This window comes from Pedobacter ginsengisoli, assembly GCF_030244015.1.
Taxonomy (GTDB): Bacteria; Bacteroidota; Bacteroidia; order Sphingobacteriales; family Sphingobacteriaceae; genus Pedobacter; species Pedobacter ginsengisoli.
In genome coordinates this window covers 920312-946711 of the sequence record NZ_JASSYX010000003.1, presented here as the reverse complement: position 1 = coordinate 946711, position 26400 = coordinate 920312, and the positions used below count along the sequence as shown (strand labels likewise).

Below are 26400 nucleotides of genomic sequence, written 5' to 3'. Positions count from 1 at the left end.
TCAATCGCATTATAGCGTCCGTGTTGCTTTGGGTGTTTGCCATTGCCCTGACACCCTGGAGTTCTTTTCATCATCATGAAAAGAAACAAATCTATTGCCATAAGGATGGTAAATCATGTTCCCATAAGGTTCATGTTGGAAATGAAAGCCACAAATGCCTGGTTTGCTCAGCTCATTTTGAAAAAGATTACCATATCGACCAAATCGGTTATTCGACAATGTTGAAAAGCAGATCCACGGTAAAAGATCATCCGGTAATCAGCGCCTCATACATTGTCTTAATTGCCACATCTCTCCGCGGCCCCCCTGTCTGCTAGCTCCGATCACCATTTGCAATTAACTAAAATTTTCTAACCGGGTACCCGTACCCTGAATACTTCATTATATGAAACGTATACAACTTTTTTTAGCTGTATTATTGTCTTTTTTTATTTTTTCCGGCAGTTTTGCTGCTGATGTAGCCGAGATAACCGGCAAAGTTACCGATGCAAAGTCTCAGTCGGGACTGGCTGGCGCCACCATTTCAATTCCTGATCTTCGTATATCTGCAATAACCGATTCAAACGGAGAATTTACGCTGAAGAACCTGCCAGCCAGCGGGCGTTTTCTGGTGCAGGTAAGTTATGTAGGCTACCGGTCGCTCACACAAGTAATTGATTTTGCCAGGCCCGGTATACTTAGTTTTACTTTACAAGCCAGTGTAATTGAAGGCAGGGAAGTAATCATTACAGGTTCTGCCTCGAGTTCAGACAAACGGAAAAACAGCACTTCTGTTTCTTCCTTAACTAAGGCCCAGCTTTTATACCACCCATCCACTAACCTGATTGATGCAATTTCCCGGGTGCCCGGGGTGAGCCAAATCACAACCGGAGCAGGAATATCGAAACCCGTAATCCGCGGTCTGAGTTACAACCGTGTGGTAACTGTAAGTGATGGGGTGAAACAACAAGGACAGCAATGGGGAGATGAACATGGTATCGAAATTAATCAATATAGTGCCGACCATATTGAGGTGTTAAAAGGGCCCGCAAGTCTAATGTACGGGTCAGACGCCCTTGGAGGAGTCATTAATATCCTTGATGGGCTGCCTGCTCCGGACGGCACCTTAAGAGGGGAGTTCTTAACTAATTACGCGACTAATAACGGCCTCACCGGCAGTTCATTAATGCTGCAGGGCAATGAAAACGGTCTGATCTATAAAGTCCGGGGCTCTTATAAAAATGCCTATTCTTATCAGACAGCAACAGAATATGTTCCCAATTCAGGCTTCAATGAGACCAATTTTGAAGGACAAATTGGCCTGAATAAGAAATGGGGATACGCACATTTAAACGCTTCAAGTTTCCGGACAAACATTGGTTTTTATGAACCCGCAAGAAATGAAAGCGGCCAGCTTATAGATGAAGCAGGTAACGCATTTACTGAAGAACAGAATAAAGACCGCACCTTAGCATTTCCAAAACAGGACGTCAGGCACTACAAAATTGCATTAAACAGCAATATTCTTTTAGGGAGCGGTAGCCTGAGAACAATCCTTGGCTACCAGCATAACCAGAGACGGGAGCTGGAGGCTGCAGGGACAGACGGCCTTGCTTTGTTTCTGAACAGCCATACTTACAGCTATGATTTAAAATACTCATTTAAAGAAATGGAGGGATGGGCCCCTGTAATTGGTCTTTCAGGCGAGTTTATCCATAGTTTAAATACAACAGGTGCGGAGCAACTGATCCCTGATTATGATTCACAAGCTTTTGGTGGATTTGCATTCATTAAAAAAACCTGGAATAACGATACCTTTAATGCGGGAGCAAGGTTCGACTACAGAAAAATGACAGGTAAAGCCTTTAGCGGAGATGCTGAATTCAATGCCTTTACCAATGACTTCTCCCATATAACAGGAGCCTTAGGGTATACGCATGAATTCAGTGACGCACTCAGTTTCAAAGCCAATGCCGGAAGCGCTTTCAGAGCGCCGAACATCGCGGAACTTTCGTCAAACGGAGTGCATGAAGGGGTATTCCGCTATGAAATAGGGAATACAGGTCTTAAGCCTGAACAGAGCTATCAGTTCGATGCTTCTTTTGACTATCAAAATCAATACCTGAGCGCAAGTATAGGAGGCTTTGCCAATATTATCGATAACTTTATCTATTACAGCACCGACGGCACTACGACTCCTGTTGAAGATGAAGAAGGAAACACACAGGATTATCCGGTCTATAATTTTGTGCAGGACAATGCTTTTTTACGTGGCGTTGAAGCTTCCTTAACTTTACATCCTGTGAGTTTTATCCATTTTGAGAACGGGTTCTCTTATACCAGAGCGACCAACCGTGCAACCAAAAAATCATTGCCATTTATACCGGCCGCAACTTTACGAAATGAACTGCGTTTTGAACCAAAAATTGCCGGCACATCAAATTCATACCTTTCAGTTGGCATCGATAATTTTTTCAAACAGAGCAAAATAGACAGCTTTGAGCAGACAACAGGAGGTTATACCCTGCTTAACGCCGCAATCGGCACTACTCTCAGAATCGGTAAAACCCAGGATATAACCATATATGCTGCGGGTAAAAACTTACTGGACAAAGCTTATTATGATCATTTGAGCCGCTTTAAGCCAGGCAGACTGAGCGATGAAGATCCGTCACTTGGAATTTACAACCAGGGACGCAACATTACATTTGGCGTAAATATACCATTCTCATTAAAAAAATAACTTCCGTGAAAATGGAGCTGCAAACCCGTGTTCTTGCTAAAGGAATACGGGTTTAGTTTTATATATTGGCTAGCTTTAGAACTTTCAGCAGGCAACGCTGTTTGTTAATTAAATTAAAACAATATGCTAAGAAAAAATTTGTTCCGGAACTTTTTAACACTGTCTTTCTTTCTTTGCCTTTCTGTACCTGTGTTTGCTCAGAAAGCCGATACCATTTCCATCACACTGGATAATGTCAGGTATCCTTATCCCGTGAAGTACTTCCCTATCAATACAGAAGGACAGGACTTGCGGATGGCTTATATGGACGTAACACCTACCCAGCTGTCAAATGGAAGAACAGTTGTCTTATTTCATGGCAAAAATTTTGGAGGATACTATTGGGGGGAGGTGATCAAATCCCTGGCAAGCAGAGGTTTTAGGGTCATCGTACCTGACCAGATTGGCTTTGGTAAATCTTCAAAGGCCTTTATCCACTATAGTTTTCATCAGATGGCCCGCTGGAATAAAGCGCTGCTTGATACCCTTAAGATTCAAAGAGCAAGTGTTCTCGGTCATTCTATGGGAGGCATGCTGGCTACGCGTTTTGCATTGCTTTATCCCGAAAGAACAGATAAATTACTATTAGAGAACCCAATTGGATTGGAAGATTACCGGAGGTTTATTCCTTATGTTACTACAGAAGAGCAGTACAAAACCGAGCTCAAAGCTACGTCTGAAAGCATCAGAAAATATTATCAGTCCTCGTATTTTACCTTATGGAAAGCCAATTATGAAGAACTGGTAAGGATACCCGGTGGTGTCACCAACAGCCCGGATTTTTCCAGGTGGGCAAGAGTTGCTGCGATGACCTATACTATGATCTACGAACAGCCTGTTGTTTATGAATTTTACAATGTCAGGGTGCCGACAGTTTTATTTATCGGAAAGGAAGACAAGACGGTTATTGGCAAAGCGTTGCTGAGTCCGGACCAGCAGGCGCTGTATGGGCAATACAAACTATTAGGTAAACAGACAGCAGCCAAGATCCCTGGTGCCAAGATCATTGAATTTGATGGCTGCGGCCACATCCCTCATATAGAAGTTCCTACAGAATTTACTGTAGCATTATTGGGCAGCCTTTAAAATTACAAAAGGACCGGTGTGGTATCCGGTCCTTTTCTAATTAACTTTCTTTGAAGACATTAAGCTTCGAGAATTTCCAACTGTGTAAGGACTTGCCCGCGGCTTACCGGAAATTCCACATCGTTTACTATACTCTGGTAAACTGCTTCAAACAAAGGCAGGTAATTTCCTCTTTGAGATGGAAGCAGCTGAACAGATTTGTTGCCCTCTTCATCGATCAGTGTCAATTTTCCTTCACTTCCCTCAGCCTCAATACCATAGATTGGGTTGTCCAGTTTCATGTATTTCAGCAACTGCTCTTCCTGTATATCAGTGCGTCTTTTGTGTAAAGATCCTAATGAACCGTTTACGACGAAAGCAGGCAGCGGATCAACCAGTAATAAATTTGCATGAACAAATACATTAACACTGTCAGGATAACTCAGGTGTATGGAGAAATAATCATCAACTTTCGTGTCTTTGCGATTTTTACCAAGGATTTTATAGAAGGAATCCGGCTTCCCAAAAATACTAATGGCCTGATCTAGTAAATGTGGTGCCAGGTCATACATCAGGCCGCTGGCAGCCAAAGGTTCCTCTTTAAAGGTTTTTGGCCCTATGGCAGCTCTATATCTGTCGTAACGGAAATGTACCTCGCTTAGTTTTCCAAGTTTCCCGCTTTGTATCACCTCACGTACTGTAGTAAAATCGCTGTCCCACCTTCTGTTCTGATAAAAGAATATTTTTTTTCCAACACTGTCAGCCAGTTCAAACAGCGCTTTGGCTTCTGTGCTGGTTGCAGTAAAAGGCTTTTCGACCAGAATATGCTTTCCCGCCTTCAGAGATTTTTCCGCATAATCATAATGCGTGTAATTCGGTGTGTTGATGATGATCAGTTCGATAGCCTCATCAGCGATCAGGTCTTCTATGGTATCATAGCTGATCACTCCAGGATAATCAGCAGCAGCAATTTTTTTGTTTCTTTCAGTTACAGCACGTAGTTTAAATCCCGGATGCGCATTTACAAACGGCGCATGAAAAACTTTTCCTGACATACCATAGGCCATTAAGCCGGTTACGATTTCTTTCATGCGCTAAAAATAATAAATCGCTTTACTAAACCATAAATTTTCATGGGTATATATTTTTATTACTGTGATTGTTATTACAATAAAGCTTATGCGCTAATCGTATCTTTGTAATATGAAACCTGCAGAAATACATGCAAAATGGAAAATTTTGCAACAAAAGATAGCACAGGAATTCGATTCTGATACACCTGACCTGAAAGTTATCCTGTTCCTGATCGGAGTCCAGGAACTGGGAAAAGGGCCGGGTAAATTCAGCAAAAGGCAGAAAGAAGAATTAATGCACATCGCCACTTGCCGTTTGTTGAGTGAAATGGGTTTTTATGAGCTGGAAGGCCTTGATCAGGATGGGTGGCCGCATTGGAACCTGGTAAAACCCATACCCTCATATGCCCTGATGGAGCAGGAACTGCTCATCAAGTCGCTGGCAATAGCATACTTTGAGGATATCTATGAATAGTGCTGTAACGATTTAAAAATGAAAAACCCGAAGTACAACGTACAACGGGTTTTTTCTATATATAGGTAGATGTAAATGTACTTGTTTTATTAACTTTTTTGCTCAGCTTCTTTTTTCAGCTGCTCATTTGCAACAATAACTACCTCAACCCTGCGGTTAGCAGCTCTTCCTTCTTCAGTAGAATTGTCTGCAATAGGCTCAGAGAACCCTTTACCTAATGTGATCAGCCTTGATGACGGAACACCCTGGGACACTGCATAGGCTTTAACTGCGGCCGCTCTTCTTTCAGACAGTCCCTGGTTATAAGTTTCTGTACCTTTGTTGTCGGTATGGCCGATCACTTTAATGTCGGTTCCCGGATACTGGTTTAACGAACCCGCCAGCGATTTCACATTTGCTTTTGCCTGGGCGGTCAGATCTGACTTGTCAAAACCAAACAGAATTCCACTGTCAAATTTCACAATGATACCCTCACCCTCACGGATAACTTCCGCATTAGGAATTGCATTTTGAATTTCAGCAGCCTGCTTATCCATTCTTTTACCGATAAAACCACCTGCAGTTCCACCGACAGCAGCCCCAATGATTGCACCAACAGCTGTATTACCAGCTTTTTTCCCAATAATCGCACCGATTACACCTCCGGTAGCAGCACCAATTCCCGCTCCTTTTTGTGTTTTTGTCAAGCTATCACAACCCTGGAAGGTTACTGCTCCAAGAGCCAGTGCTACGCTGAATGTTGCTATTTTAAATTTTGAAGTAATCATAATGTTATAGTTTATTTGCTGTGAGCACTACTCAAACCTAATGCCAGTTTTAATTGCTGCCGCATTGTGATTACAACAAACAATTTAGCAACAAGTTAGCATCACGAATTGATGTGATATGGGATTACCCGGCCATGATCGACCCAAAATTAGGACAGCTTGCTATTCAGAAAAATATTCTTCCAGTTCTTTCAGTGTGTTTTCATCTTTCATGAAGTCTTTTATGATCTGGCCTTTTTCCAGGAGAATGATTCTGTCGCACACGTCCGTCACATGGTTCAGGTCATGGCTGGAGATCAGCGTAGCCATATTCTTTTCCTGTTTTAAAGATTTGATGATCGTTTTAAGTCTGATCTGAGTTGTCGGATCCAGATTGGCGAATGGCTCGTCCAGTACAAGCAGCTCAGGGTCCTGCATCAATGCAGCAGCAATTCCAACTTTATTCTGATTTCCCTTGCTAAAATCCCTGATGTATTTACCCCTGTTCAGGATCTCCCCGTTAAAAAACTCATCATATTTTTTGAGATAATCCATTACATGGGCCGCAGTCAGGTTATGCAGGCTTCCGATAAAAATAAAATATTCTTCCGCGGTAAGGTAGTCGATCAAAAAACCCTCGTCCAGGTAGGAGGCGGTATAGTTTTTCCAGTTGTCACTGAAAGATACATTTTCACCCCTGGAACGCACTTCCCCTCCGTCAGGCCTGATCAGATCAAGAACCATCCGGAACAAGGTTGTTTTTCCGGCGCCGTTGTTTCCCACCAGACCTATGGTCTCGCCTTCATTTATCGTTAACTCAGGAACATTCACTACGGTCTTGTTGCCGTATACTTTTTTTAAATTCGTAATCTCTACAATCATGGTACTTCTCTAAAGCCAGCGGCAATTTTATATTTTCTTTTATCAAACTCCCTGAGTATAAATTCAACCCAGTAACTTCGCGTGATCAGCAGCAGCAACCCAACAACCGCGATGCAGACAAGCCCCAGGTAAGGAAAGCCCGCAATGGCAAACGGCGCATAGAACAGGTAAGGGGTCAGGAAGTAGGGCAATAGCAGTACAAACTGGCTTGCGCCAACACCCTGGTAATTAAAGCCTGAACTTTTTGAAAGATCTATCGCCTTATAATTCCGCGTAGCAAAATAAAGTATGATCGCCGTCCCAAATCCAATATTGTAAAGATACGCCGCAAATTGGACCAGCAGTATTTTCCAGCTGATAAAACCATACAGGCTTACGACCAGGGTCATCAGGCTAGAAGCCAGAGTAAACATTAAAAACTTGGCTTTAATGAACTTCCTCAAGTTTACCTTACTGACCAGCAGCCCGTCAAAATGGGCTCCCTGCCAGCCAAACATGAACTGTCCGTAAATACTGATGTTACTTCCTGTCATAAAAGTAGCGGCGAAGATCATCATTGCAAAGGAATCAGTAACCAGAAGTTTTTCTTTATAAAAGAGAAAGCCATAAAAGACAAAGACCAGACTCATGATCACAGCTGAACGTGGCCTTTTATGCCTGAATATCAATTTCAGCTCCAGCGCAATCAGGGTACCAGTCTCTCCAAATCTATCCAGGAAAGGATAATCTGTGCTGGCCTTTTTCTCTTCACCGTTTGTCAGTTCCTCAGTATACAGATTTCTTCTGAGGTAACTGGCATTGATCAAAAAAACCACAGCCGCCATCACCGGGAAAACAAGAGCGGCGAAAGGGTTCCTGGTAATAAAAATAAAAGTGCTATTTGACAGGCCGGCTATTGAAAAGACTTTGAAGTATTCCATTAACGCTACCGCAGCGATGCAGCCCATAACAACAAAGATCAGGTAAGCGCTGCTAGTAGCCAGTCTTTTTATGTACAATGCGAGGTAATTGTTAAAAATGCAGAGTCCTATAATCGATATACAATACATAACAGCAGTCAGCGGGCCATAGGACCGGGCAACGGCCGTACTGCAAAACGGCAGGAAAAGGATCAGGGGAAAAAGGTTGAAGGCCGTAAATACCGCGCGTACATTTAAGAACCTTACAATCTTGTTCCTTGGAATATTCAAGTGCAAATATGGAACAATACTTAGCGTCGGGAGATCCTGGAGCTGAATGCGCATCGCAAAATCCAGCGCAAAATAGTACAGGATGAAGCCGTTAAAAACGAACATCATATTTTTCCCCGGAAAGACTTTAGGTATGATTTCCTGCAGCATAAAGCCAAGAAAAAGTGCTATGGCCAATAGATAAAGAACCATAAAGCCCATGAAAATCTGGGCAGCGATGGTCCCCCCTTTATTCTTAGACCTCCAAAAGGCCTTCCACTGATGATTTAAAAAGGTAGAGAGCATATCAATATTTATATTTGTTTTTCCAGTTCTGTTTCAGTTTTTCTCTTAGTTTTTCTTCAGCAGGATTTTTCCCCGGATCATACAATTTTGTTCCGCTAAGTTCCTCCGGAAAATACTCCTGCTCAGAAAAATTCCCCTCATAACCGTGGGCATATTGATAATCCTTGCCATAGCCGATGTTCTTCATCAATTTTGTCGGTGCATTTCTGATATGTAACGGGACTGGCAGATTACCGGTTTGTTTCACCAAAGCCTGTGCTTTATTTATGGCCTCGTAAGACGCATTGCTTTTTGCAGACGAGGCAAGATAGGTAACAGCCTGGGACAAAATGATCCTTGATTCGGGAAAACCGATTACATTTACAGCCTGAAAACAGTTATTAGCAAGGAGCAGTGCATTCGGATTTGCATTTCCTATATCTTCGGACGCCAGGATCACCAGTCTTCTGGCAATAAACAAGGGGTCCTCGCCGCCCTCAATCATACGCGCCAGCCAATATACCGCCGCATTAGGATCACTGCCCCGTATCGATTTGATAAATGCCGATATGATGTCATAATGCTGTTCTCCGGCCTTGTCGTATAAAGCAAGGTTCTGCTGCGCATGGGAAAGTACATTCTCATTGGTCAGTACAATTTTGTTGCCGCCAATACCATTCACTGCGATTTCCAGCACATTCAGCAGTTTTCTTGCATCCCCGCCTGAAAGCCTGATCAGCGCCTCATGTTCTTTTATGGCTATTTTTTTTTCTTTGAGCAGTACATCCTGCTTTATAGCGGTCTGCAACAAGCCTGAGAGCTCATCCTCATCCAGCGCTTTTAAAATGTATACCTGGCACCTGGAAAGTAAAGCGGAGATCACTTCAAAAGAAGGATTCTCTGTGGTCGCACCAATAAGCGTCACCAGGCCACGCTCTACAGCACCCAGTAAGCTGTCCTGCTGTGATTTGCTGAAACGATGGATCTCATCTATAAAAAGGATCGGCAAACCTAAAAAACTGTCCTTCAGCTGGGCCGCTTTATCGACCACATCGCGGATATCCTTTACACCTGAACTTATCGCACTCAAGTTAAAGAACGGCCTGTCCAGGGTCTGAGAAATAATATAAGCAAGCGTAGTTTTTCCTACACCCGGAGGCCCCCAAAAGATCATGGAAGGCAGCTGCCCACTTTGTATCGCTTTGCGGAGTACTGCGTCAGGCCCAACCAAATGCTGCTGGCCAACATACTCGTCCAGGCTCTGCGGGCGCATACGTTCAGCTAAAGGGGGTAGGTTTTGCATAAAAGTAAAGATACAAAACCCCCGTTGAAATTATAGCGTTTTCAGACTAAGCGCCGGTATTTTTTGCAGGCTTTTTCTTCCAGAATTTACGCTTCGGCTTGTCATTACGCATTGGCCTTGCCGCAGATGAGACTTCAGTCCCTTCGGCAGGGGCTTCACCAAGATGCTCAGGTAAAGGCATCCTTTCAATTTGCTTTTCAATCAGTTTTTCGATATTGACAAGTTTGCGCTTATCCCTGTTGTTGACCAGCGTAATGGCCGTTCCTTTAGAAGCAGCCCTGGCCGTACGTCCTATGCGGTGTACATAATCCTCTGCATCATGGGGAGCGTCAAAATTGATGACCAGGTCTATCCCCTCCACATCAATACCACGGCTCAGGACATCAGTACCAATAATGATGGGCAATTGCTTGTTTTTAAATTTGAGCAATATACTTTCCCTCTCACTTTGCCCCAGGTCAGAATGAAATGCTTCTGCTTTAAGGCCCAGGTTCCGGAAAACCTTACCAAGATTTTTTACCTTGTCCTTTGTAGAGGCAAAAACAATGATGCTCTTATAATCACCATTTTTCAAAATAGATGTCAATAAAGGCACTTTTTGTTCATCTCCGATAAGGTATACCTGCTGTGATATTCCTTCAGCCGGTTTAGATATAGCCAGACTAATCTGTTCAGGATGGTTTAACAAGTTGCCTGCAAGTTTTCTGATCTTGGGCGGCATCGTAGCCGAAAACATAACCGTTTGTCTCTGCTTGGGGAGGTAGCTCACGATCTTCATGATGTCATCATAAAAACCCATGTCGAGCATTCGGTCAGCCTCATCCAGAACCAGGTGCTGTAGCTGATCCAGTTTCAAAACTCCCGATGAAAGATGGGAGATCAACCGTCCGGGTGTAGCAATGATGATGTCAACCCCCTCGCGCATAGACCGCTTTTGCTGTTCATAGGCAATTCCGTCCCCGCCTCCGTATACCGTCAGCGAACTGATGTTTGTAAAATAGGAAAGCGCTTCCACCTGCAGGTCTATTTGCTGCGCCAGTTCCCTTGTCGGGGCCAGGATCAGCGTATTGTTGTGACGGATCTCGGTATTGGCAATCATGTTCATGATCGGAAGCAGGTAAGCACCTGTCTTTCCGGTACCTGTCTGCGCGCAGGCAATTAAATCTTTCTTGCTTAAAATGAGCGGTATGGCTTCCTGCTGAACAGGTGTGGCATTGCGAAACCCCATTGCCTGTAAACCCTCAAACAAATCAGGGTTAAAATTAAAATCTTTAAAATCCAATATAACTTATATAATACTTAATACCGCATAAAAGTAGACTTTTTAATCAGCATTAAAAAGTTTTAATGCTCAGCCATTTTTTCTTCGGCTTTTATCAATTGCTTCATTTCCAGCTTGCCGTTATACTGCGCACCCATTTCGATTTCAAGAGTCTCCGTTTTAATGTCGCCGTTAACTCTCCCTGTCTTTTTAATTTCCAGTTGCTGGGCTTTAACATTCCCATTTACAGTCCCGTAGAGAATGGCAGAAGCCGTTTCAATATCCCCAACTATGAATCCTTTTTCTCCCAGGATCACTCCGCTGGCAACTTTTACATTTCCGGTTATCCTGCCGTCAATTCTGATCACTGATTTACCGCTGATTTCTCCGGTGAGTATAAAACCGTCGCCGATTATGGTAGATATTTCCTGTTGATTGATGTCGGTTACCTGTTTGGTTTTCTTGAACATTATTCGAGTGTTAAAAAGGATCTGGGATTGATTATTTTGCCGTATCTGTGTACTTCATAATGTAAATGAGGGCCGGTGGACCTGCCTGTCGACCCGATTCTGCCAATTTTGTCCCCCGCTTTTACCCGCTGGCCGGCCTTGATCAGAATCTTTGAAAGATGTCCGTAATAGGTTTCAAATCCGTTGCCATGATTGATCACCACGCAATTGCCATACCCACCCCGGCGGCCTGCCATGACGACCCTCCCGCTGGCCGTACTTTTAACAATCTCGCCATACCTTCCCTTAATGTCCAGCCCCTTATGTCTTTCTATGCCTCCGCCGGTAAACGGATTTTCACGGTGCCCAAAGCCGGAAGTGATCAGGCCGGTGTGCGGATATCCCATAGGAGTGAAAGCCACATAATCGATCATCTTATCCAGATGTGTATCATAAAATTCACCAGTTTCCGCCGTTGAAAGAATATCGGAGTTTTGTTCACCCCCTACATTGGGTATGATTTGTCTGATCCCTCTCGCCTTCAGATATTTGTTTATGGTAAGCAGCTTCTTGTCTATTGACAGGTAATACTTTTTAAGGGCAGATGTATCAATTGATGCCGATTCCTTCTTGCTTTTCTGCAATTCCTCAGCACTTTTCTGCAATTCCTCAGCCAGTTGTGCTTTGCTGAGCTCAACTGTTGCTTTGCTATAAGTAAGATAAAATATAATGCCCAATAAAAAAACAAAACTCGCCATCAAGCCGCCCAGGTACTTTTTCCAATGCAGTATAAGGCCGCTTGGAACCTGTATGGGCTTGTTTGAACTCTGGTTTTTGTTTACAAAGATAATGGTCGTCTTCTCCCGTTTCCTTGACATATTTTAAGAGTTATAAAATTTACTGGATGCAAATATATGATTTTCAATTTCATATAAAAGTTCTCAGCAAAATTTACTTTTGACGGTCAGCATAACCAAATACTTTTTGTAAAAGCGTGGTAGACCTGGCACCAATGTTTTCTCTTATTTTCAGTTCTTCCTGGGCCACCTGTATAAACATCCCATCTATCGCCTTTTGGGCTACATAGGAAGAAAGATCAGTGTTTACCGGTTTCACCAGCGGCAGTTTATTGTACTGGCCTGCGGCATCTCCCCAATATTTTGTAGCGCCGACCCTGCTCAGGCTGGCCGTGATTACGGGTTTAAACTTTTCCATTAACTGAGCAGTAGTTACCCGTTTAAAATAATTGGTAGCCGCATCCTTACTTCCCAGTAAAATATTTGTTGCATCAGCAATTGTCATCTGCTTTATAGCAGAAATAAATATAGGTTTGGCCTCCTTGGCCGCATCTTCCGCTGCGCGGTTTAAACTAGTGATCACATTATCTGCCAAAGCGCCCAAACCTATGCTGCGCAAAGTCTTTTCCACTTTTTGCGCTTCAGGAGGAAAGAGGATCTTCACAGCAAGATTCCCCAAAAACCCGTCTTTGGCAGACAACCTGTCCGAGCCATTTGAGGTTCCGATTTCCAGCGCCTGTTTAATACCAAGCCCCATTTCAGTTACGCTCGGGTTTCCGCCCGACGGAATCTGGTTCAGGATTTTTCCAAGCTGGGCCTGGCTCTGTACATCGCAGCTGCTCAGACACGTCAGGGTGGCCGCTATAAAGTAAATGCTAATTCTTTTCATCAATCTTGTTTGTTTGCTCAATGGTAAGCAATTCTCTGGCCAGTAATTTAGCCGATTTTGCTAATTTAACAAATTCGGCACGATAACCTTCATTGTCTTTACCGATCGCATTCTGAGCAGAACTGATCACATGATCAAAACTGGCATTCTGTTTAAAATCGGATTGCCTGAGCAGCATCCCAAATTCCGCTACAGCAGCACTAAACCTGAAGTTTTCAGATGTTCTGCCAAAAGGCTGCATATGATCTGTTACCGGATGGACGATCAGTTTACTAACATTTCCGTCAGGCTTTTTATAGCGCATTTTCACCGTCAGCAATTCCCGGCTATTGTTCCTTACTACAGGTTTTTTCTCGGACTGGTATTTCAGGTCATCAACACTCCCCGAAAAGCTGCTTTTCACACCAACCGGAATTACCTCATATAAGGCAGTTACTGTATGTCCGGCACCCATTTCCCCCGCATCTTTCAGATCGTCATTAAAGTCACGTGCCTTAAGCATGCGGTTTTCATAACCCACCAGACGATAGGCCTGTACTTTCGCAGGATTGAACTCGACCTGAAGTTTTACATCTTTGGCAATGGTAAACAACGTTCCGCCAAACTCGCTGATCAATACTTTTCTGGCCTCAGAAATGTTATCGATATAAGCATAGTTCCCATTGCCTTTGTCAGCAAGGATCTCCATTTTGCTGTCCTTGATGTTGCCCATCCCATAACCCAGAACAGTCAGAAAAATTCCGCTTTTGCGCTTGTTCTCAATCAGCTTTTGCATCGCATCGTCACTGTTTGGACCCACATTAAAGTCTCCGTCCGTCGCCAGTATCACCCTGTTGTTGCCGTTTTTTATAAAATTGTCTGAAGCAATTTTATAAGCCAGTTCAATCCCCTGGCCGCCGGCAGTAGAACCACCAGCGCTCAATTGGTTTAAAGCTTCTTTTATTTTAATTTTTTGGTCCCCGGGAGTAGAAGGGAGCACCATTCCTGCCTGACCGGCATAGACCACTATCGCGACCTTGTCTGAGGACCTGAGCTGCTCAGTCAGCAGTTTGAACGAGGACACCAGCAGCGGAAGTTTGTTGGGATGGTTCATTGATCCGGAGACATCGATAAGGAATACCAGATTGGATGCAGGGAGACGATCCGTGGTGATTTTCTTCCCCTGCAATCCAATCTTTACCAATTTATGGCTGGTATTCCAGGGAGCGCTGGAAATTTCTGTGCTGATGTTTACCGGGTCATCGCCTTCAGGCTGCGCATAGTCATAATCAAAGTAGTTGATCATTTCCTCTATTCTTACCGCATCAGCCGGAGGCAGACCGCCGTTATTGATGAATCTGCGCAAATTGCTATAGGATGCCGCATCAACATCAACGGAGAAAGTAGACAATGGATGGTTCAGCGCATTTTTAAAACCATTTTCGATCTTTGCTGTGTAGCTTTCATCATTTTGTGAGACGGAGCTTAAGCCCCTGATGCTGATACTCCCTCTTTGTCCGGGAGCACCTGTATTATTCTGGATATTCAGCCCTGCAACTTTGCCCTGCACCAGTTGCTCCACATTCGCAACCGGCACATCCCGTACCTCTTTTCCAGTAACAATATAACTGCTTCCGGTAGTTTTTTCCTTAACACGTTTCTGGTAGCCACGAATCACAACATCATCCAATTCATTTTGTACTGCCGTCAGGACGACATCAATAACCCGCCCGGTGATTTTTACCTTTTTAGTATGATATCCGATGGCGGTAAATGTCAGCTCCTTTGTTCCGGAGGGTACAGTAATCTTGTATTTTCCATTTTGACCAGTTACTCCAGCGTTTTTCATGGGCTTATCTGGAGCCACAGGAACATAGATTCCTGCGTTTGGCAGCGGTGCTCCGCTGCTTTGATCTGTTACAATACCTGTAATGGTGATCGGGTTGTATTCAACAGCCTTGAAAGCCGCCAGAATCAACAACATGCATACCGATAAAATTAGCCTTTTCATACGTTTGGTTTTTCCTAATGATGTAAGCATGACATAAATTCCATAGCGCTTTCAAAAAAAATTTTTATACTTGAGAAAATTACCACAACGCTACCCCTTGAAGTTTATAAAGAACAACACCAAAATACAGGAGCAGGACGATGCTGCTTTGGTCGCCAGTTATAAAAGCAGTGGCGATTTGACTGTTTTGGGTACACTTTATAACAAGTATATGCACCTGGTATACGGGGTTTGCCTCAATTACCTCAAGGATGAAGAACTCAGCAAGGATGCAGTCATGCAGATCTTTGAAGAACTGGTCGTCAAGCTCAGGATTCACGAAGTGCAGAATTTTAAGAGTTGGCTGCATGTACTGGCGCGCAACCACTGTTTGATGGCATTGCGCAAAAACTCCAGGCACACTACAGTTTCACTTGAAGATTCTTTTGTGGAAAACACCGATTTTGTGCATCTTGATGTCGATGATACAAAAGAAACTAAGCTCACCATCATGGAAAAGTGTATGGAAACACTTCCTGAAGAACAGCGTGTGAGTGTAGACTTGTTCTATTTGCAGGAAAAATGTTATAAGGAAGTAGCAGACCTCACCGGTTATGATATGCAGAAGGTGAAGAGTTACATACAAAATGGAAAACGGAACTTGAAAATTTGTATAGAAAGGAATAGTAGTGAATAAGGATTGGATCGATATTGCAGTTTTAGAGGATTACCTCGACGGTAAGCTGGATGCCAAAGCCATGAACAAGGTAGAGCGCGAAGCGCTTGAAGATCCTTTCGTGGCCGAAGCGCTGGCTGGTCTGAGTACGGCCCCAAAACGTTCGCTGGAGTCCATCTCCTTATTGCAAAAACAATTGCAGGAGCGTGTTTCGGCCCACCATCATAGTAAAAAAGCAACTGTCATCACCTGGCAGCGTCTGAGTATCGCAGCCACAGCAGCAGTATTATTCGTTTCTGTCGGCATCATCTTCTGGATGAAACAAAATAACTATCAGGATACGCTGGCCAAACAGGCTAAACAACCTAAACAAGTTGAAGTGACCATTGCCTCCAGAGAATTTAAAGACAGCCTGATCAAAGCCGGGGCACAGGTTGCAGCAGCGAATGCATCGAAAGCCGAAACATCGAAAGCCGAAGCACCATCGAAAGCGGTAGAAGAAGCGATTAAAGCCGCGAAAAGCAACGCATATGCGTCAACTGTAAAAGCGAAGAGGAAAAACATGGTCACTAAATATCCTGCCCCTGTTGTTTCAGAAAAGACAGAACTGAACGATGCAGTAACAGTTGCACAACCGCAAGCGGCACAGCTCAGCAGAAGCTCCTTGCCGGCAAAAACAATTGGCCCGCCGGGCACGGTGATTAAAGGCAGGGTAATTGACCAGGCAAACGGACAACCGCTTGAAAACGCATCTATCTTTGTCAAAGGAACCAATATCAGGGCATTTACAAACAATGCCGGAGAATTCTCCCTTACTTCAGATAGCATGCTGAAAAACCCGCAGATCACCGCTGCCTATATCGGCTATGACAATGCAGTTGCGCAGGCAAAGGTCAATGAATCCAATGTCCTGACCCTCAGGGAAAATAAAAGCAATCCCAACGAAGTTGTCATTCGTGGTTACCAGAAAAGATCAAGGGAACAGACAACAGGAAGCCGCTTTGTCGTGACCGGTAAAGAAGTACAGGATGTGCCAGTTGCGAATGTGGAGCAACTGGTTCAGGGCAAAGTTGCGGGGTTGAATATTCAGAATAATACAGGTGCTCCCGGACAAAGAGGGAGTATCAGCATCAGGGGCTTAAGCTCCATAAGCGATACAAGTTCTGCCCGGCCTTCCAATGGCTGGGATAAGTTTAAGGCATACCTGATCAAAACCAACCGTTTCAGCGGCGAAACCAAGCCAGGACAGACAGCCGTGTTCAAATTTATCGTCAAGAACGGCCGCCCAACTAACGTCGTTACCGTCAAAGGCATTTCTAAAGATTATGACGAAGAGGCCATCCGTTTAATTAAAAACGGGCCAGGCTGGATATTATCCGACCCGGCCCATCCCGATGTGAATGTTGTTCTGAGATTCTAAAATAAAAAATGGATGACACCGTAAACGATGGCCGCCAATGTGGCCGATACCGGAATGGTCAGTACCCATGCCCATAACAGACTTACTGTAACTCCCCACCTTACCGCAGATACCCGCTTTAGCAGGCCAACCCCAACAATAGATCCGGTAATGGTATGTGTAGTAGAAACCGGGATACCGAAGTGCTCAGTGATACCGAGGGTCACCGCGCCAGCAGATTCTGCCGCTACACCCTCAAAAGCATTTACTTTAGTAATTTTGGAGCCCATGGTTTTTACAATCTTCCAGCCGCCGCTCATGGTACCCAGTGCAATCGCCGCATAACAAGAGATCGGTATCCATTCAGGCATAGCATCTCCGGTATGCAGTACATTCCCCGCAACCATCGCCACATAGATGATTCCCATTACTTTCTGGGCATCATTACCACCATGGGTAAAGCTCAGCGCAGCGGAAGATATCAATTGCAGACGTTTAAACCATTTTTCAGCCACAGAAGGCCGCGCATACTTAAATATGTGTAAGATAATAATGGAAATGATCACAGAAATGATCATCCCTATGACCGGTGCCAGGACTATAAATGCCACAACCTTTATGATCGGGGCAAGGTTGATCGCAGACATGACGTTTGCGCCCAACGCTGCCGCCTTGGCCATACCAGCCCCGGCAAAACCACCAATGAGGGTGTGAGAAGAACTGGACGGTATTCCAAACCACCAGGTAAATAAATTCCACATAATGGCAGCAAGCAAGCCTGCAAGGATGACCTCAAGCGTAATGAAATTTTCTACTACAGTCTTGGCTATAGTATTGGCGACCTTGTGGTCCGTAAAATAAAAATAGGCAGCAAAATTAAACACTGCCGCCCAAAGTACCGCCTGAAATGGAGACAGCACTTTTGTAGAAACGATCGTCGCAATGGAGTTTGCCGCGTCATGAAAGCCATTGATATAATCAAAGGCAATCGCCAGCACAATTACAACAATCAATAAGGTACTTACCATTTTATATAGGTTTAAGCGTTCTTTACCAAAATAGATTCCAGCACATTGGCGGCATCTTCACATTTATCTGTAGCCATCTCCAAAGTCTGCAGTACTTCTTTTTGTTTGATCAGCTCTATCGCATTGGTCTCAAATTCAAACAAACGGGCAATAGCGAGGTTACAAACATAATCAGCCTGATTTTCTCCGCTGTTTATCCTTACGCAGGCATCCGCAATGACCCGGATGTTTTTAAAGCTCCTCAGTTCCCTGATTGCATTTTCCAGGTCGGTGCACATTTCCACCAGCAGCTCAGCAAGCTTGATCATCGCATCGCCGATATTGGTAATGTTGTACAATTCGATATTGCTGGCCGAAGCATGTATGTAATCCGCGATGTCATCAATCGCACTCGCCAGGGCATGGATATCCTCCCTGTCAAACGGTGTAATAAAGTTTTTGCTGAGTTCTAAAAAGATAGAATGTGTGATGTCGTCACCAACGTGTTCCAGCCGCTCTACTTCCTTAATGTGTTCTTTCCTTTTTTCAAGATCGCCTGCACTCAGTGCCAGCAATAAAGCTTCTGAAATTTTCAATACATTACTTCCTGCCTGCTCAAATAATGGCTGAAATTTTTTGTCCCTGGGGGTGAAGAACTTAAAAATGCTATTCATCTTTTTTATAAAATATGATACAAAAGTATGAGTGCAATGTTAAGTTAATGTTAACTGTTAAGTTTTTTCGTTTAGCGGTCCGGCTTTTAGCCCAGCTTTTGGAGCGTAAAGGCAAAGGTGGTGCCTATTTGCTGGGTACTTCTCACCGATATAATTTGCTGGTGCGCTTCCAGAATATGTTTTACAATAGCCAGTCCCAGTCCGGTTCCGCCTTCCTGTCTTGACCGGTGCGTATCGATCCTGTAAAAGCGTTCAAACAATCTGGGAAGGTGTTTTTCATCTATTCCGATGCCATTGTCCGTCACCTCGATCAGATATTGATCGTGCAGCTCAAAGATTTTTATGGCTGTAGATCCATCGGGTTTTCCATATTTTAACGAGTTTTCGATGAGATTCATCATAACCTGTCTGATCTTTTCCCTGTCTGCGTTTACATAAGCAGGATAAGTATATTTTTCTTTAAATGACAGTTTAATGTTTCTGGCTTTCGCCTTGTCCTCGAGCGCTTCCATGACTTCCCTCGCCAGCCCCACAAAATCAAATTTCTGATAATTGATCGGTATCTCCCCGGATTCAAGTTTAGAGATAGAATCCAGGTCATTGATCAGGTAGCTCAGCCTTTCCACATTATCCGCTGCTTTTTTGAGAAACTTTGTGGCTGTTTCCGGATCATCAGCTATACAATCCTGCAGCGTGTCTATGTATCCCTGAACCGCAAACAACGGTGTTTTGAACTCATGTGATACATTCGATAAGAATTCACGCCTGAACTGTTCCTGCTTTTTTAAAATGTCGATCTCTCTTTTTTTAGCACCGGCCCATTCCTTAACTTCCTGTTCCACATCATTGATCGGGTCAGCACTTACATATTCCCCCAGCGCATCTTTCAGGTCCTTGCCCAGTTTAAGGTTATGGATCAATTTATAAATGAGCACGATCTTCGAATAGATATACTTTTCCAGCAAATAATAAAAGACCAGGTAGCTGATTACAAATGAAACACCAAACGAGATCGCCAGATCATACCAGCTTTGCTGGAAATAAAAGTTCACCAACCCAATAGCTATGCCCACAGCAAGCGCTGCGATTAGCACCAATATACTTAGTTTCATTTTAGAAGATTTATTATCCTTATGAGCAGGTTAGCTATGCAGGCCGGAATGCTGAAATAAATCCGGCATGACAGAGCGCAGTTCAGATAACCTCCAGGTGAAGGCAATTTACAAGATAAATTTAAGATTTAAATCTTTTCTGTAAGATATTTCCAATACCTTTTGGGTACATGCCTCTGGTGGAGCCTGGTGTTTTTCCTGGCTGGGATATTAGTGCTGTTAAAGTAATTTTTCCAGAGTGCGGCATATTCCTCCTCTTTGTCAGACATCCTGGCTGTACCGGGTTTTTTCAAATTCTTTTCGCCCTCAGGGGCGAGGTGTAACTCTTCCACTTTTGTCAGGTCATAAACAAAGCCATAATGCCGCCTGAGGTCATAAATGATCCATTTCTGATCCGCATAACGATTTTTAAAATGATTGACAAGCAGAGGCAATACGTTAAAGTCCGGATCGATGCCACAATAGAATATCCCGTCTGCCAGCTGCCGAAAACGTATAAACGCTTCCATTCTATGTTTTTCCCTTTCCACCATAGTTGCGGTTTGCGAAAGTTTGAGCACATGCTCATTTCCATAATTGGTCTCAGCCCCGGCAGGATTTGAAAAGACATAACAGGCAAATTCAAAAAGATGCTGAAAAGCACCTGGCAGCTCAGATAAAAAGGTAGCGTAAAACTTTCTCAGCCAGGCGGCAGGCAGCCTGCTCTGCAAACCCTTCCATACCCGGTCGGCTTTTTTTCGGTCGTTGACCACATCAAATGGAACATTAAAGGCATCCGGTAGATAATGTATTGATGTTTTCAATTGCACTTTTCCCGGCTTTCGCTCAAACCATTCAAATACCGCACAAAGCAGCCCTTCCAAACTTCCGTCAAATAAGTAGGTCATCTCAAAACATCGTCAGTTGCGCAGTTCCCAATTTTGCATATTTACTTTCACTTTCCGCAAGAATGAATGACTTGATCTGTGTATGCTGGTATGCTTTCAATTGGTACGGGCTGTCCGCACACCTGATGAAATATTGCGCCCTGTTATAAGCCACCCCGATCTTTTTCAGCTGGTCAATACGCAACCTGCCAAATTTGCGCGCCGCTATAATTTTGTTTGCCGAGCCTATTCCTATACCCGGCACCCTGATAATCATACTGTGCGCGGCGACATTAATGTCCACGGGGAAAAATTGCAGATTGCGCAGTGCCCAACTTAGCTTCGGGTCAATGTCAATATCCAAATGTGGGTTGGCGTCATTCAGCAGTTCATTGATGTGGAAACCGTAAAACCGCATCAGCCAGTCGGTCTGGTACAATCTGTTTTCCCGGATTAACGGCGGCTGTGTGCCTATCAGGGGGAGTCTGTTGTCGCTGCTTACCGGCACATAACCAGAATAATAAACCCTTTTTAAAGAAAACTCCCTGTAAAATTTATCCGCAGTCTGCATGATGTCCTTGTCTGTTTCAGCGGTAGCACCGATCACCATCTGCGTACTTTGACCCGCTGGGACAAAATCGGGGACGCTTTTGATCAGCGACCTTTCCTCACTAAACTGCAGGATCTGGTTCTGGACATAAGCCAGTGGTTTGATCACATCCGCATGCGTTTTTTCAGGAGCGAGCAATTTAAGACCCGCTTCAGTAGGCATTTCCAGGTTAATGCTCATCCTGTCGGCATACATACCAGCTTCTCTGACCAGCTCTTCACTAGCACCGGGAATGGTCTTTAAATGAATATACCCATTAAAACGCTCTTCCAAACGAAGTTTTTTTACCACCCTGACCAGGCGTTCCATTGTAAAATCGGCATCTTTAAATATGCCTGAACTCAGGAAGAGCCCCTCGATATAATTCCTGCGGTAGAAATTGATAGTCAGCGAAACCGCTTCCTCAATAGTAAACGCTGCCCGCTCTATATCATTGCTCGCTCTGGACACACAATACGCACAATCAAAAATGCAATGATTGGTGAGCAATATTTTTAACAGGGAAACGCAGCGTCCATCCTCGGTATAGGTATGACAGATGCCGGAGGCATGCGCGTCTCCCAGACCTTTGTTGTCGTTTTTCCTGCTGGAACCGCTTGATGAACAAGAAACATCATATTTTGCAGCATCAGCGAGTATGTTCAGTTTTTTTCTGATCCTTTCCGTCATAGCCCTCTAATTTGCTAACAAATATAGTAATAAACTAAATATATTAGCTTTTAGGCTGATTAAAAAGTATCACCGAAAGCCCTTATATCTCTGAATAAAACTGATCGAGGTACAGCTGCATAAATTCATGGCGCTGTAAAGCCATTGCAGTCCCCGTTTTAGTTTTCATCAGGTCCTTAAGCAGGAGCAGCTTCTCATAAAAATGATTTATAGTAGGGTTTACAGCAGTTTTATACGCTTCCTTTGTCATGTTGAGATCAGGCTTTATGGCCGGATCATACAATACCCTGTTCTTATAGCCCCCATAGGTAAAAGCACGTGCAATTCCTATTGCGCCTATGGCATCCAGCCGGTCTGCATCCTGTACAATGTCCAGCTCCTTTGAATGAAAATCAATCTTCCCTAAACTGGATTTGTAGCTCAGGTTTTTAATGATCTGCTGCACATGCGTGATCATGACATCACCAACGCCTATCCCCTGTAAAAATTCACCGGCTATACGGGGTCCTAATTCTTCGTCGCCATCGTGAAATTTGCTGTCAGCAATATCGTGGAGCAGGGCAGCGAGCGAAACCACCATCACATCTCCATTTTCCTGCTCATTGATCTTTAGTGCATTCTTATATACACGTTCAATGTGAAACCAGTCATGACCGGCCTCAGCTCCTCTGAGCTTTTCCTGTACAAACCGGATGGTTCTATTTATAAGGTGTTCCATAGCATTTCCTTTTGGAGCAATTGCGTGTTAATCGGCCGTCCTCAGGCCCTCGGGCCTTCTTGTGCCATCATACAGTTCATATTCCAGCATCCGGCAATCCAGTTTTCCGTTATAAAATTCTATTTTGCGTGAAGCCTTCAGCCCGATCTTCTTGGCCAGGTCAGGGTTGCCGGTAAAAATATAACCAAAATAACCCTTGCACTTCTGCTTCATAAAATCACCCATACGTTTGTAGGTCAGTTCCAGTTTGGAATGCACACCCAGGCGTTCCCCGTATTCGGGATTAAACACCACCACGCCCTTACCAGTTTCAGGAACGATGGTCTCTTCAAAATCGCAGACCTCAAAAGTGATCAGGGTATCCACCCCAGCGGTTTTCGCATTTTTGCGGCTTACATCTATCGCATCCTCAGAAATGTCGGTAGCGATGATCTGCAGATCAACATTTTTGATGACCTGTTCCTTTAAGATCCTCCGTTCTGCAAAGAAAACTTCCTCATCATATCCTAAAATGTGCATAAATCCATAGTTCATACGAAAGAGGCCGGGCCTGCGGTTGGTAGCGATCAGGGCCGCTTCAATAGCAAGCGTTCCCGAACCGCACATCGGATTGACAAAAGGAGATTTCTGGTCCCATTGGGTACTCAGAACGGCTGCGGCAGCGAGGGCTTCCAGCATAGGGGCTTTTCCTGGGATCTTCCGATAGCCATGCTTAGCGAGCGTTTCGCCCGAAGTGTCAATAAATATATCGGCTTCACTATCCTTCCAGTACAAATGGATCACTGCCTTATTGGCATCAGAGCCTGAATTCGGACGGATGTTCTTTTTCTCTTTGATGCGGTCCACAATCGCATCCTTTACCTTTAAATTGGCAAAGAGCGGCGTAGTAATGGTAGGGTTGTCCACGTTTGAAGTGACTGAAAAATAACCTGCAAAATCGATCAGCTCCTCCCAGGGCATGTCTTTAAGTTCTGCATACAATTCATCCGGATCTTTTGCTTTAAAACTTCTTAAATTATATAAGATCTGGCTGGCACAGCGCAGGTTAAGGTTCAGTTTTATACACTCAGAAAGAGTGATGTCCAGTTCAATCCCTGTGGGGAAATCCCTTACAATGGTATAGCCAAGTGCTTTTACTTCCTCCTGTAAATAAGTAGAAAGGCGTTTATTACAGGTGATGATCACCTTCGATTTGTTGTGGAAAACTTGCATAGTTGAAAGTGCGAAGTTATCAATAAAAATATAGAGATTTGGGTTGTCAACAAGAATAAACAGTACATAGTATGGAATTAAAAGGAAAAGTGCATGAGATAGGCGCCTTACAACAAGTAAGTGAAACTTTCAAAAAACGCGATCTCATTATAGAATACGCAGAGAACCCAACTTATCCTGAATACATCAGGTTTGAAGCCCTTCAGGATAAAACAGCTTTGTTTGACAGTTTAAAACCTGGAGATGATGTTGAAGTTTCTTTTAACCTGCGCGGACGTCCATGGACAGATAAAGCGGGTAAAACCTCTTATTTCAACAGTCTTGTAGTCTGGCGTATCAATGCCCTGACTGCCTCTGCAGCAGCAGCTCCGACTCCTCAATATGCCCCGCCGGCTGACCTGAGCAGTGCACCGGGTGAGGATGACGACCTTCCTTTCTAAAAAGATCTTTTTTAAATAAACAAATTAAATACCTATGCCGCCTTAGAACCAGGGCGGCATTTTTTTTATGCCATTAATTCACATCAGCTTAGTATAACTGCATATAAATTACAAGTAATATTCAGATAATCTTCATATTAAACCTATCCTAAAGATATGATTGCAATATTATTGATATATAGTTATTATATCTACAGATATATGAAGGATATTTTAATGATATACCAAGGATATACCAATGATATCTTAACTATGAAATATATCTGTTATTTGACTGAAATTAATCTGAGTTTATTATTAGCTAAATATTGATTATTAGCAATTTATATCTTATATTTAATTGTGGGTGCCGCAAGATGTGCCTTTAACTTTACTATAAACTATGTTATGGGAGTATCAAGAAATGGTCCTCAGGGTGAACATTCCGGCAAAGTCGGAAAAATCGTATACTATATGCTGAACGGGCAGCAGGTATCCAGAACGGTGGGCTATACCATTAAACCGGCAACGGCATCCCAGCTTAGCGCACGTCTGATGACGAAGACCTGCAACGAATTTTTAAGCCGTTTCAAAGAGTTTATTAACGTGGGTTTTGGTGTTGAGGCATCGGGGACGGTCAAAAACGCTTTTAACCTGGCGGTTCAATACAATCGCAGAACCATTATTAAAGGGGTATATCCTGATTTCGGGATCGATTATGAAAAGGTAATTTTAAGTGCCGGAACTTTGAAGCCGGCGGAAAACTGGCATGTCACCGAGACAGGACAGGGGATGCAGTACAACTGGGGTACTGATCCGCAGATGGCATGGCCTGAGTCGACCGACCAGGTGATGATGCTGGCTTATTTTCCTGAACAGCAAAAGGTAATCTATACGCTTTTTGGCAGTAGCAGGCTTTCCGGGAGTGATGTGCTGGAAATACCGGAGGGGCTGCAGGGGAAACATGCGGAGACCTTTATGTCTTTTGTGTCCGCAGACCGTAAGCGGCTGGCCAACAGCGTGTATACCGGCAGCTTCAATAATGGCCTGTTAAAGGGTCTGCTGACCGGTGGTACCCAGCAGTAGACCTGCATATGAATTAATTTTAAGCTGATAAACAACAAATTATGGGGATATTAAAAGGCGGGCTGCTTGGCCCGTTCAGAAAGAAAACGGGCGCGGTGGTGGGGCGCCAGCGCAAAGGCCAGAATGTAATGACCGGGCTTCATAGAATCAGTCAGAAGCCGCCGTCTGAAAGCCAGCTGGAAGAACGGCTGAAGTTCGGCCTGCTCAATAATTTTTTGAGCAATATTGTCCCATTGGTAAACCCCGGCTTTAAACGTTATGCTAAAGTGGGATCTGCCTTAAATGCAGCTTATTCCTATAATGTGGAGCATGCGTTTGTTAAACAGGGGGAAGACTGGCACATCAATTTCCCGAAAATGGTTTATAGCCGGGGACATATAGATACGCCGGAAGGAGCTGAAGCGGTGCTGGTACCCGGGGAAGAGGAGGTTGGAGATGCCGGGATCCTGTTCAGCTGGCTGCTCCAAAAACAGACAGCTTCCTGCCAGTTTACCGATATGGCAAGTTTTCTTGTGTATAATGCTTCGAAAAATAAAGCCATGATCGTTAGCGCTGCTGTCAACCGGTACGCATTGTCTTATCTGTTCAGGTTGCCGCAGGATTTTGGCGGTGACACGGTGCATTGTTATATGAGTTTTGCTTCGGCAGATGGAAAACAGACCGGTGACAGTGTGTATCTGCGAGAGCTCCCTTTTTATGTTCCCCCTCAGCAAGTCCCTCAGCAAGCCCCTTAGCCCTTCCCTCCTCTACACTATTAATGCGCGCTGCCTCATTATCCCATTTGCGTTTTAGATCCTGGTTATAAATAGCTTGTTCCTCCTTGCTCAA

General features: G+C 44.0%; 25 protein-coding genes. 8 read left to right on the top strand and 17 right to left on the bottom strand.

The genetic code is table 11. The features are described from left to right. The first annotated feature begins 385 nt into the window (after positions 1 to 385). Together QEP08_RS16320 and QEP08_RS16315 are read left to right on the top strand one after the other, a co-directional pair. On the top strand, positions 386 to 2722 hold the full coding sequence (locus QEP08_RS16320; protein WP_285059645.1) for a TonB-dependent receptor: 2337 nt from the start codon (positions 386 to 388) through the stop codon (positions 2720 to 2722). A gap of 123 nt (positions 2723 to 2845) precedes the next feature. Next, complete coding sequence (locus QEP08_RS16315; protein ID WP_285059644.1) at positions 2846 to 3847, top strand: alpha/beta fold hydrolase; 1002 nt, start codon at positions 2846 to 2848, stop codon at positions 3845 to 3847. A gap of 59 nt (positions 3848 to 3906) precedes the next feature. On the opposite strand, the gene QEP08_RS16310 is transcribed toward QEP08_RS16315, so the two are convergent. Continuing rightward, on the bottom strand, positions 3907 to 4917 hold the full coding sequence (locus QEP08_RS16310; protein WP_285059643.1) for a Gfo/Idh/MocA family oxidoreductase: 1011 nt from the start codon (positions 4915 to 4917) through the stop codon (positions 3907 to 3909). 112 nt (positions 4918 to 5029) lie between these two features. On the opposite strand from QEP08_RS16310, the gene QEP08_RS16305 reads away from it, so the two are divergent. Next, positions 5030 to 5374, top strand: a complete 345-nt coding sequence (locus tag QEP08_RS16305; RefSeq protein ID WP_285059642.1) for a hypothetical protein — start codon at positions 5030 to 5032, stop codon at positions 5372 to 5374. Positions 5375 to 5463: 89 nt separating this feature from the next. Here QEP08_RS16305 and QEP08_RS16300 read toward each other — a convergent pair whose 3' ends face one another. From QEP08_RS16300 to QEP08_RS16260, 9 genes are all read right to left on the bottom strand, one after another. Continuing rightward, positions 5464 to 6141: a YiaD family glycine zipper/OmpA-like lipoprotein gene (locus QEP08_RS16300; protein WP_285059640.1), complete on the bottom strand. Its 678-nt coding sequence runs from the start codon at positions 6139 to 6141 to the stop codon at positions 5464 to 5466. A 162-nt stretch (positions 6142 to 6303) separates the two neighbouring features. Next, entirely contained in the window at positions 6304 to 7002 is a 699-nt protein-coding gene (locus QEP08_RS16295; RefSeq protein ID WP_285059639.1) for an ABC transporter ATP-binding protein, read from the bottom strand. Then, positions 6999 to 8477, bottom strand: coding sequence for a DUF5687 family protein (locus QEP08_RS16290; RefSeq protein ID WP_285059637.1), 1479 nt, complete (start codon positions 8475 to 8477; stop codon positions 6999 to 7001). The genes QEP08_RS16295 and QEP08_RS16290 overlap by 4 nt, the downstream gene beginning before the upstream one ends. A 1-nt stretch (position 8478) precedes the next feature. Then, complete coding sequence (locus QEP08_RS16285; protein ID WP_285059636.1) at positions 8479 to 9759, bottom strand: replication-associated recombination protein A; 1281 nt, start codon at positions 9757 to 9759, stop codon at positions 8479 to 8481. 46 nt (positions 9760 to 9805) lie between these two features. Further along, positions 9806 to 11041, bottom strand: coding sequence for a DEAD/DEAH box helicase (locus QEP08_RS16280; protein ID WP_285059635.1), 1236 nt, complete (start codon positions 11039 to 11041; stop codon positions 9806 to 9808). Between the two features lie 62 nt (positions 11042 to 11103). Further along, entirely contained in the window at positions 11104 to 11490 is a 387-nt protein-coding gene (locus tag QEP08_RS16275; protein ID WP_285059634.1) for a bactofilin family protein, read from the bottom strand. Further along, positions 11490 to 12347, bottom strand: a complete 858-nt coding sequence (locus tag QEP08_RS16270) for a M23 family metallopeptidase (RefSeq protein ID WP_285059633.1) — start codon at positions 12345 to 12347, stop codon at positions 11490 to 11492. Before QEP08_RS16270 ends, QEP08_RS16275 begins: the two co-directional genes overlap by 1 nt. A 73-nt stretch (positions 12348 to 12420) precedes the next feature. After that, a complete protein-coding gene (locus QEP08_RS16265; protein WP_285059632.1) occupies positions 12421 to 13155 on the bottom strand; it encodes a DUF4197 domain-containing protein in 735 nt (244 codons plus the stop codon). Then, positions 13142 to 15145 carry a vWA domain-containing protein gene (locus QEP08_RS16260; protein WP_285059631.1) on the bottom strand — a complete coding sequence of 668 codons (2004 nt, stop codon included), beginning with the start codon at positions 15143 to 15145 and terminating at the stop codon, positions 13142 to 13144. Before QEP08_RS16260 ends, QEP08_RS16265 begins: the two co-directional genes overlap by 14 nt. 97 nt (positions 15146 to 15242) lie before the next feature. On the opposite strand from QEP08_RS16260, the gene QEP08_RS16255 reads away from it, so the two are divergent. Together QEP08_RS16255 and QEP08_RS16250 are read left to right on the top strand one after the other, a co-directional pair. After that, the gene (locus QEP08_RS16255; protein ID WP_285059876.1) at positions 15243 to 15821 is read left to right on the top strand and encodes an RNA polymerase sigma factor; all 579 of its coding nucleotides are present in this window, start codon (positions 15243 to 15245) and stop codon (positions 15819 to 15821) included. Next, a complete protein-coding gene (locus tag QEP08_RS16250; protein WP_285059629.1) occupies positions 15814 to 17220 on the top strand; it encodes a carboxypeptidase-like regulatory domain-containing protein in 1407 nt (468 codons plus the stop codon). The genes QEP08_RS16255 and QEP08_RS16250 overlap by 8 nt, the downstream gene beginning before the upstream one ends. Here the strand turns inward: QEP08_RS16250 and QEP08_RS16245 are convergent. The 7 genes from QEP08_RS16245 to QEP08_RS16215 all read right to left on the bottom strand — a co-directional run bounded on the left by QEP08_RS16245 (position 17217) and on the right by QEP08_RS16215 (position 24067). Next, on the bottom strand, positions 17217 to 18227 hold the full coding sequence (locus tag QEP08_RS16245) for an inorganic phosphate transporter (RefSeq protein ID WP_285059628.1): 1011 nt from the start codon (positions 18225 to 18227) through the stop codon (positions 17217 to 17219). The two genes, QEP08_RS16250 and QEP08_RS16245, sit on opposite strands and share 4 nt — an antisense overlap. 11 nt (positions 18228 to 18238) lie before the next feature. Continuing rightward, positions 18239 to 18880 (bottom strand): DUF47 domain-containing protein, encoded by a 642-nt coding sequence (locus QEP08_RS16240; RefSeq protein ID WP_285059627.1) that lies wholly within the window; start codon positions 18878 to 18880, stop codon positions 18239 to 18241. 86 nt (positions 18881 to 18966) lie between these two features. After that, on the bottom strand, positions 18967 to 19992 hold the full coding sequence (locus QEP08_RS16235; RefSeq protein ID WP_285059626.1) for a sensor histidine kinase: 1026 nt from the start codon (positions 19990 to 19992) through the stop codon (positions 18967 to 18969). Positions 19993 to 20120: 128 nt separating this feature from the next. Then, positions 20121 to 20879, bottom strand: a complete 759-nt coding sequence (locus tag QEP08_RS16230) for a TIGR03915 family putative DNA repair protein (protein ID WP_285059625.1) — start codon at positions 20877 to 20879, stop codon at positions 20121 to 20123. A 1-nt stretch (position 20880) separates the two neighbouring features. Then, on the bottom strand, positions 20881 to 22137 hold the full coding sequence (locus tag QEP08_RS16225; protein ID WP_285059624.1) for a putative DNA modification/repair radical SAM protein: 1257 nt from the start codon (positions 22135 to 22137) through the stop codon (positions 20881 to 20883). A gap of 82 nt (positions 22138 to 22219) precedes the next feature. Beyond that, positions 22220 to 22855 carry an HD domain-containing protein gene (locus QEP08_RS16220; protein ID WP_285059623.1) on the bottom strand — a complete coding sequence of 212 codons (636 nt, stop codon included), beginning with the start codon at positions 22853 to 22855 and terminating at the stop codon, positions 22220 to 22222. Between the two features lie 27 nt (positions 22856 to 22882). After that, positions 22883 to 24067 carry a THUMP domain-containing class I SAM-dependent RNA methyltransferase gene (locus QEP08_RS16215; RefSeq protein ID WP_285059622.1) on the bottom strand — a complete coding sequence of 395 codons (1185 nt, stop codon included), beginning with the start codon at positions 24065 to 24067 and terminating at the stop codon, positions 22883 to 22885. A 71-nt stretch (positions 24068 to 24138) separates the two neighbouring features. Here QEP08_RS16215 and QEP08_RS16210 point away from each other — a divergent pair, with 71 nt between their 5' ends. The 3 genes from QEP08_RS16210 to QEP08_RS16200 all read left to right on the top strand — a co-directional run bounded on the left by QEP08_RS16210 (position 24139) and on the right by QEP08_RS16200 (position 26306). After that, positions 24139 to 24507, top strand: a complete 369-nt coding sequence (locus QEP08_RS16210) for a DUF3127 domain-containing protein (RefSeq protein ID WP_285059621.1) — start codon at positions 24139 to 24141, stop codon at positions 24505 to 24507. Positions 24508 to 24894: 387 nt separating this feature from the next. Then, positions 24895 to 25572 (top strand): DUF6266 family protein, encoded by a 678-nt coding sequence (locus QEP08_RS16205; protein WP_285059620.1) that lies wholly within the window; start codon positions 24895 to 24897, stop codon positions 25570 to 25572. 41 nt (positions 25573 to 25613) lie between these two features. Further along, entirely contained in the window at positions 25614 to 26306 is a 693-nt protein-coding gene (locus tag QEP08_RS16200; RefSeq protein WP_285059619.1) for a DUF6266 family protein, read from the top strand. The last annotated feature ends 94 nt before the right edge of the window (positions 26307 to 26400 follow it).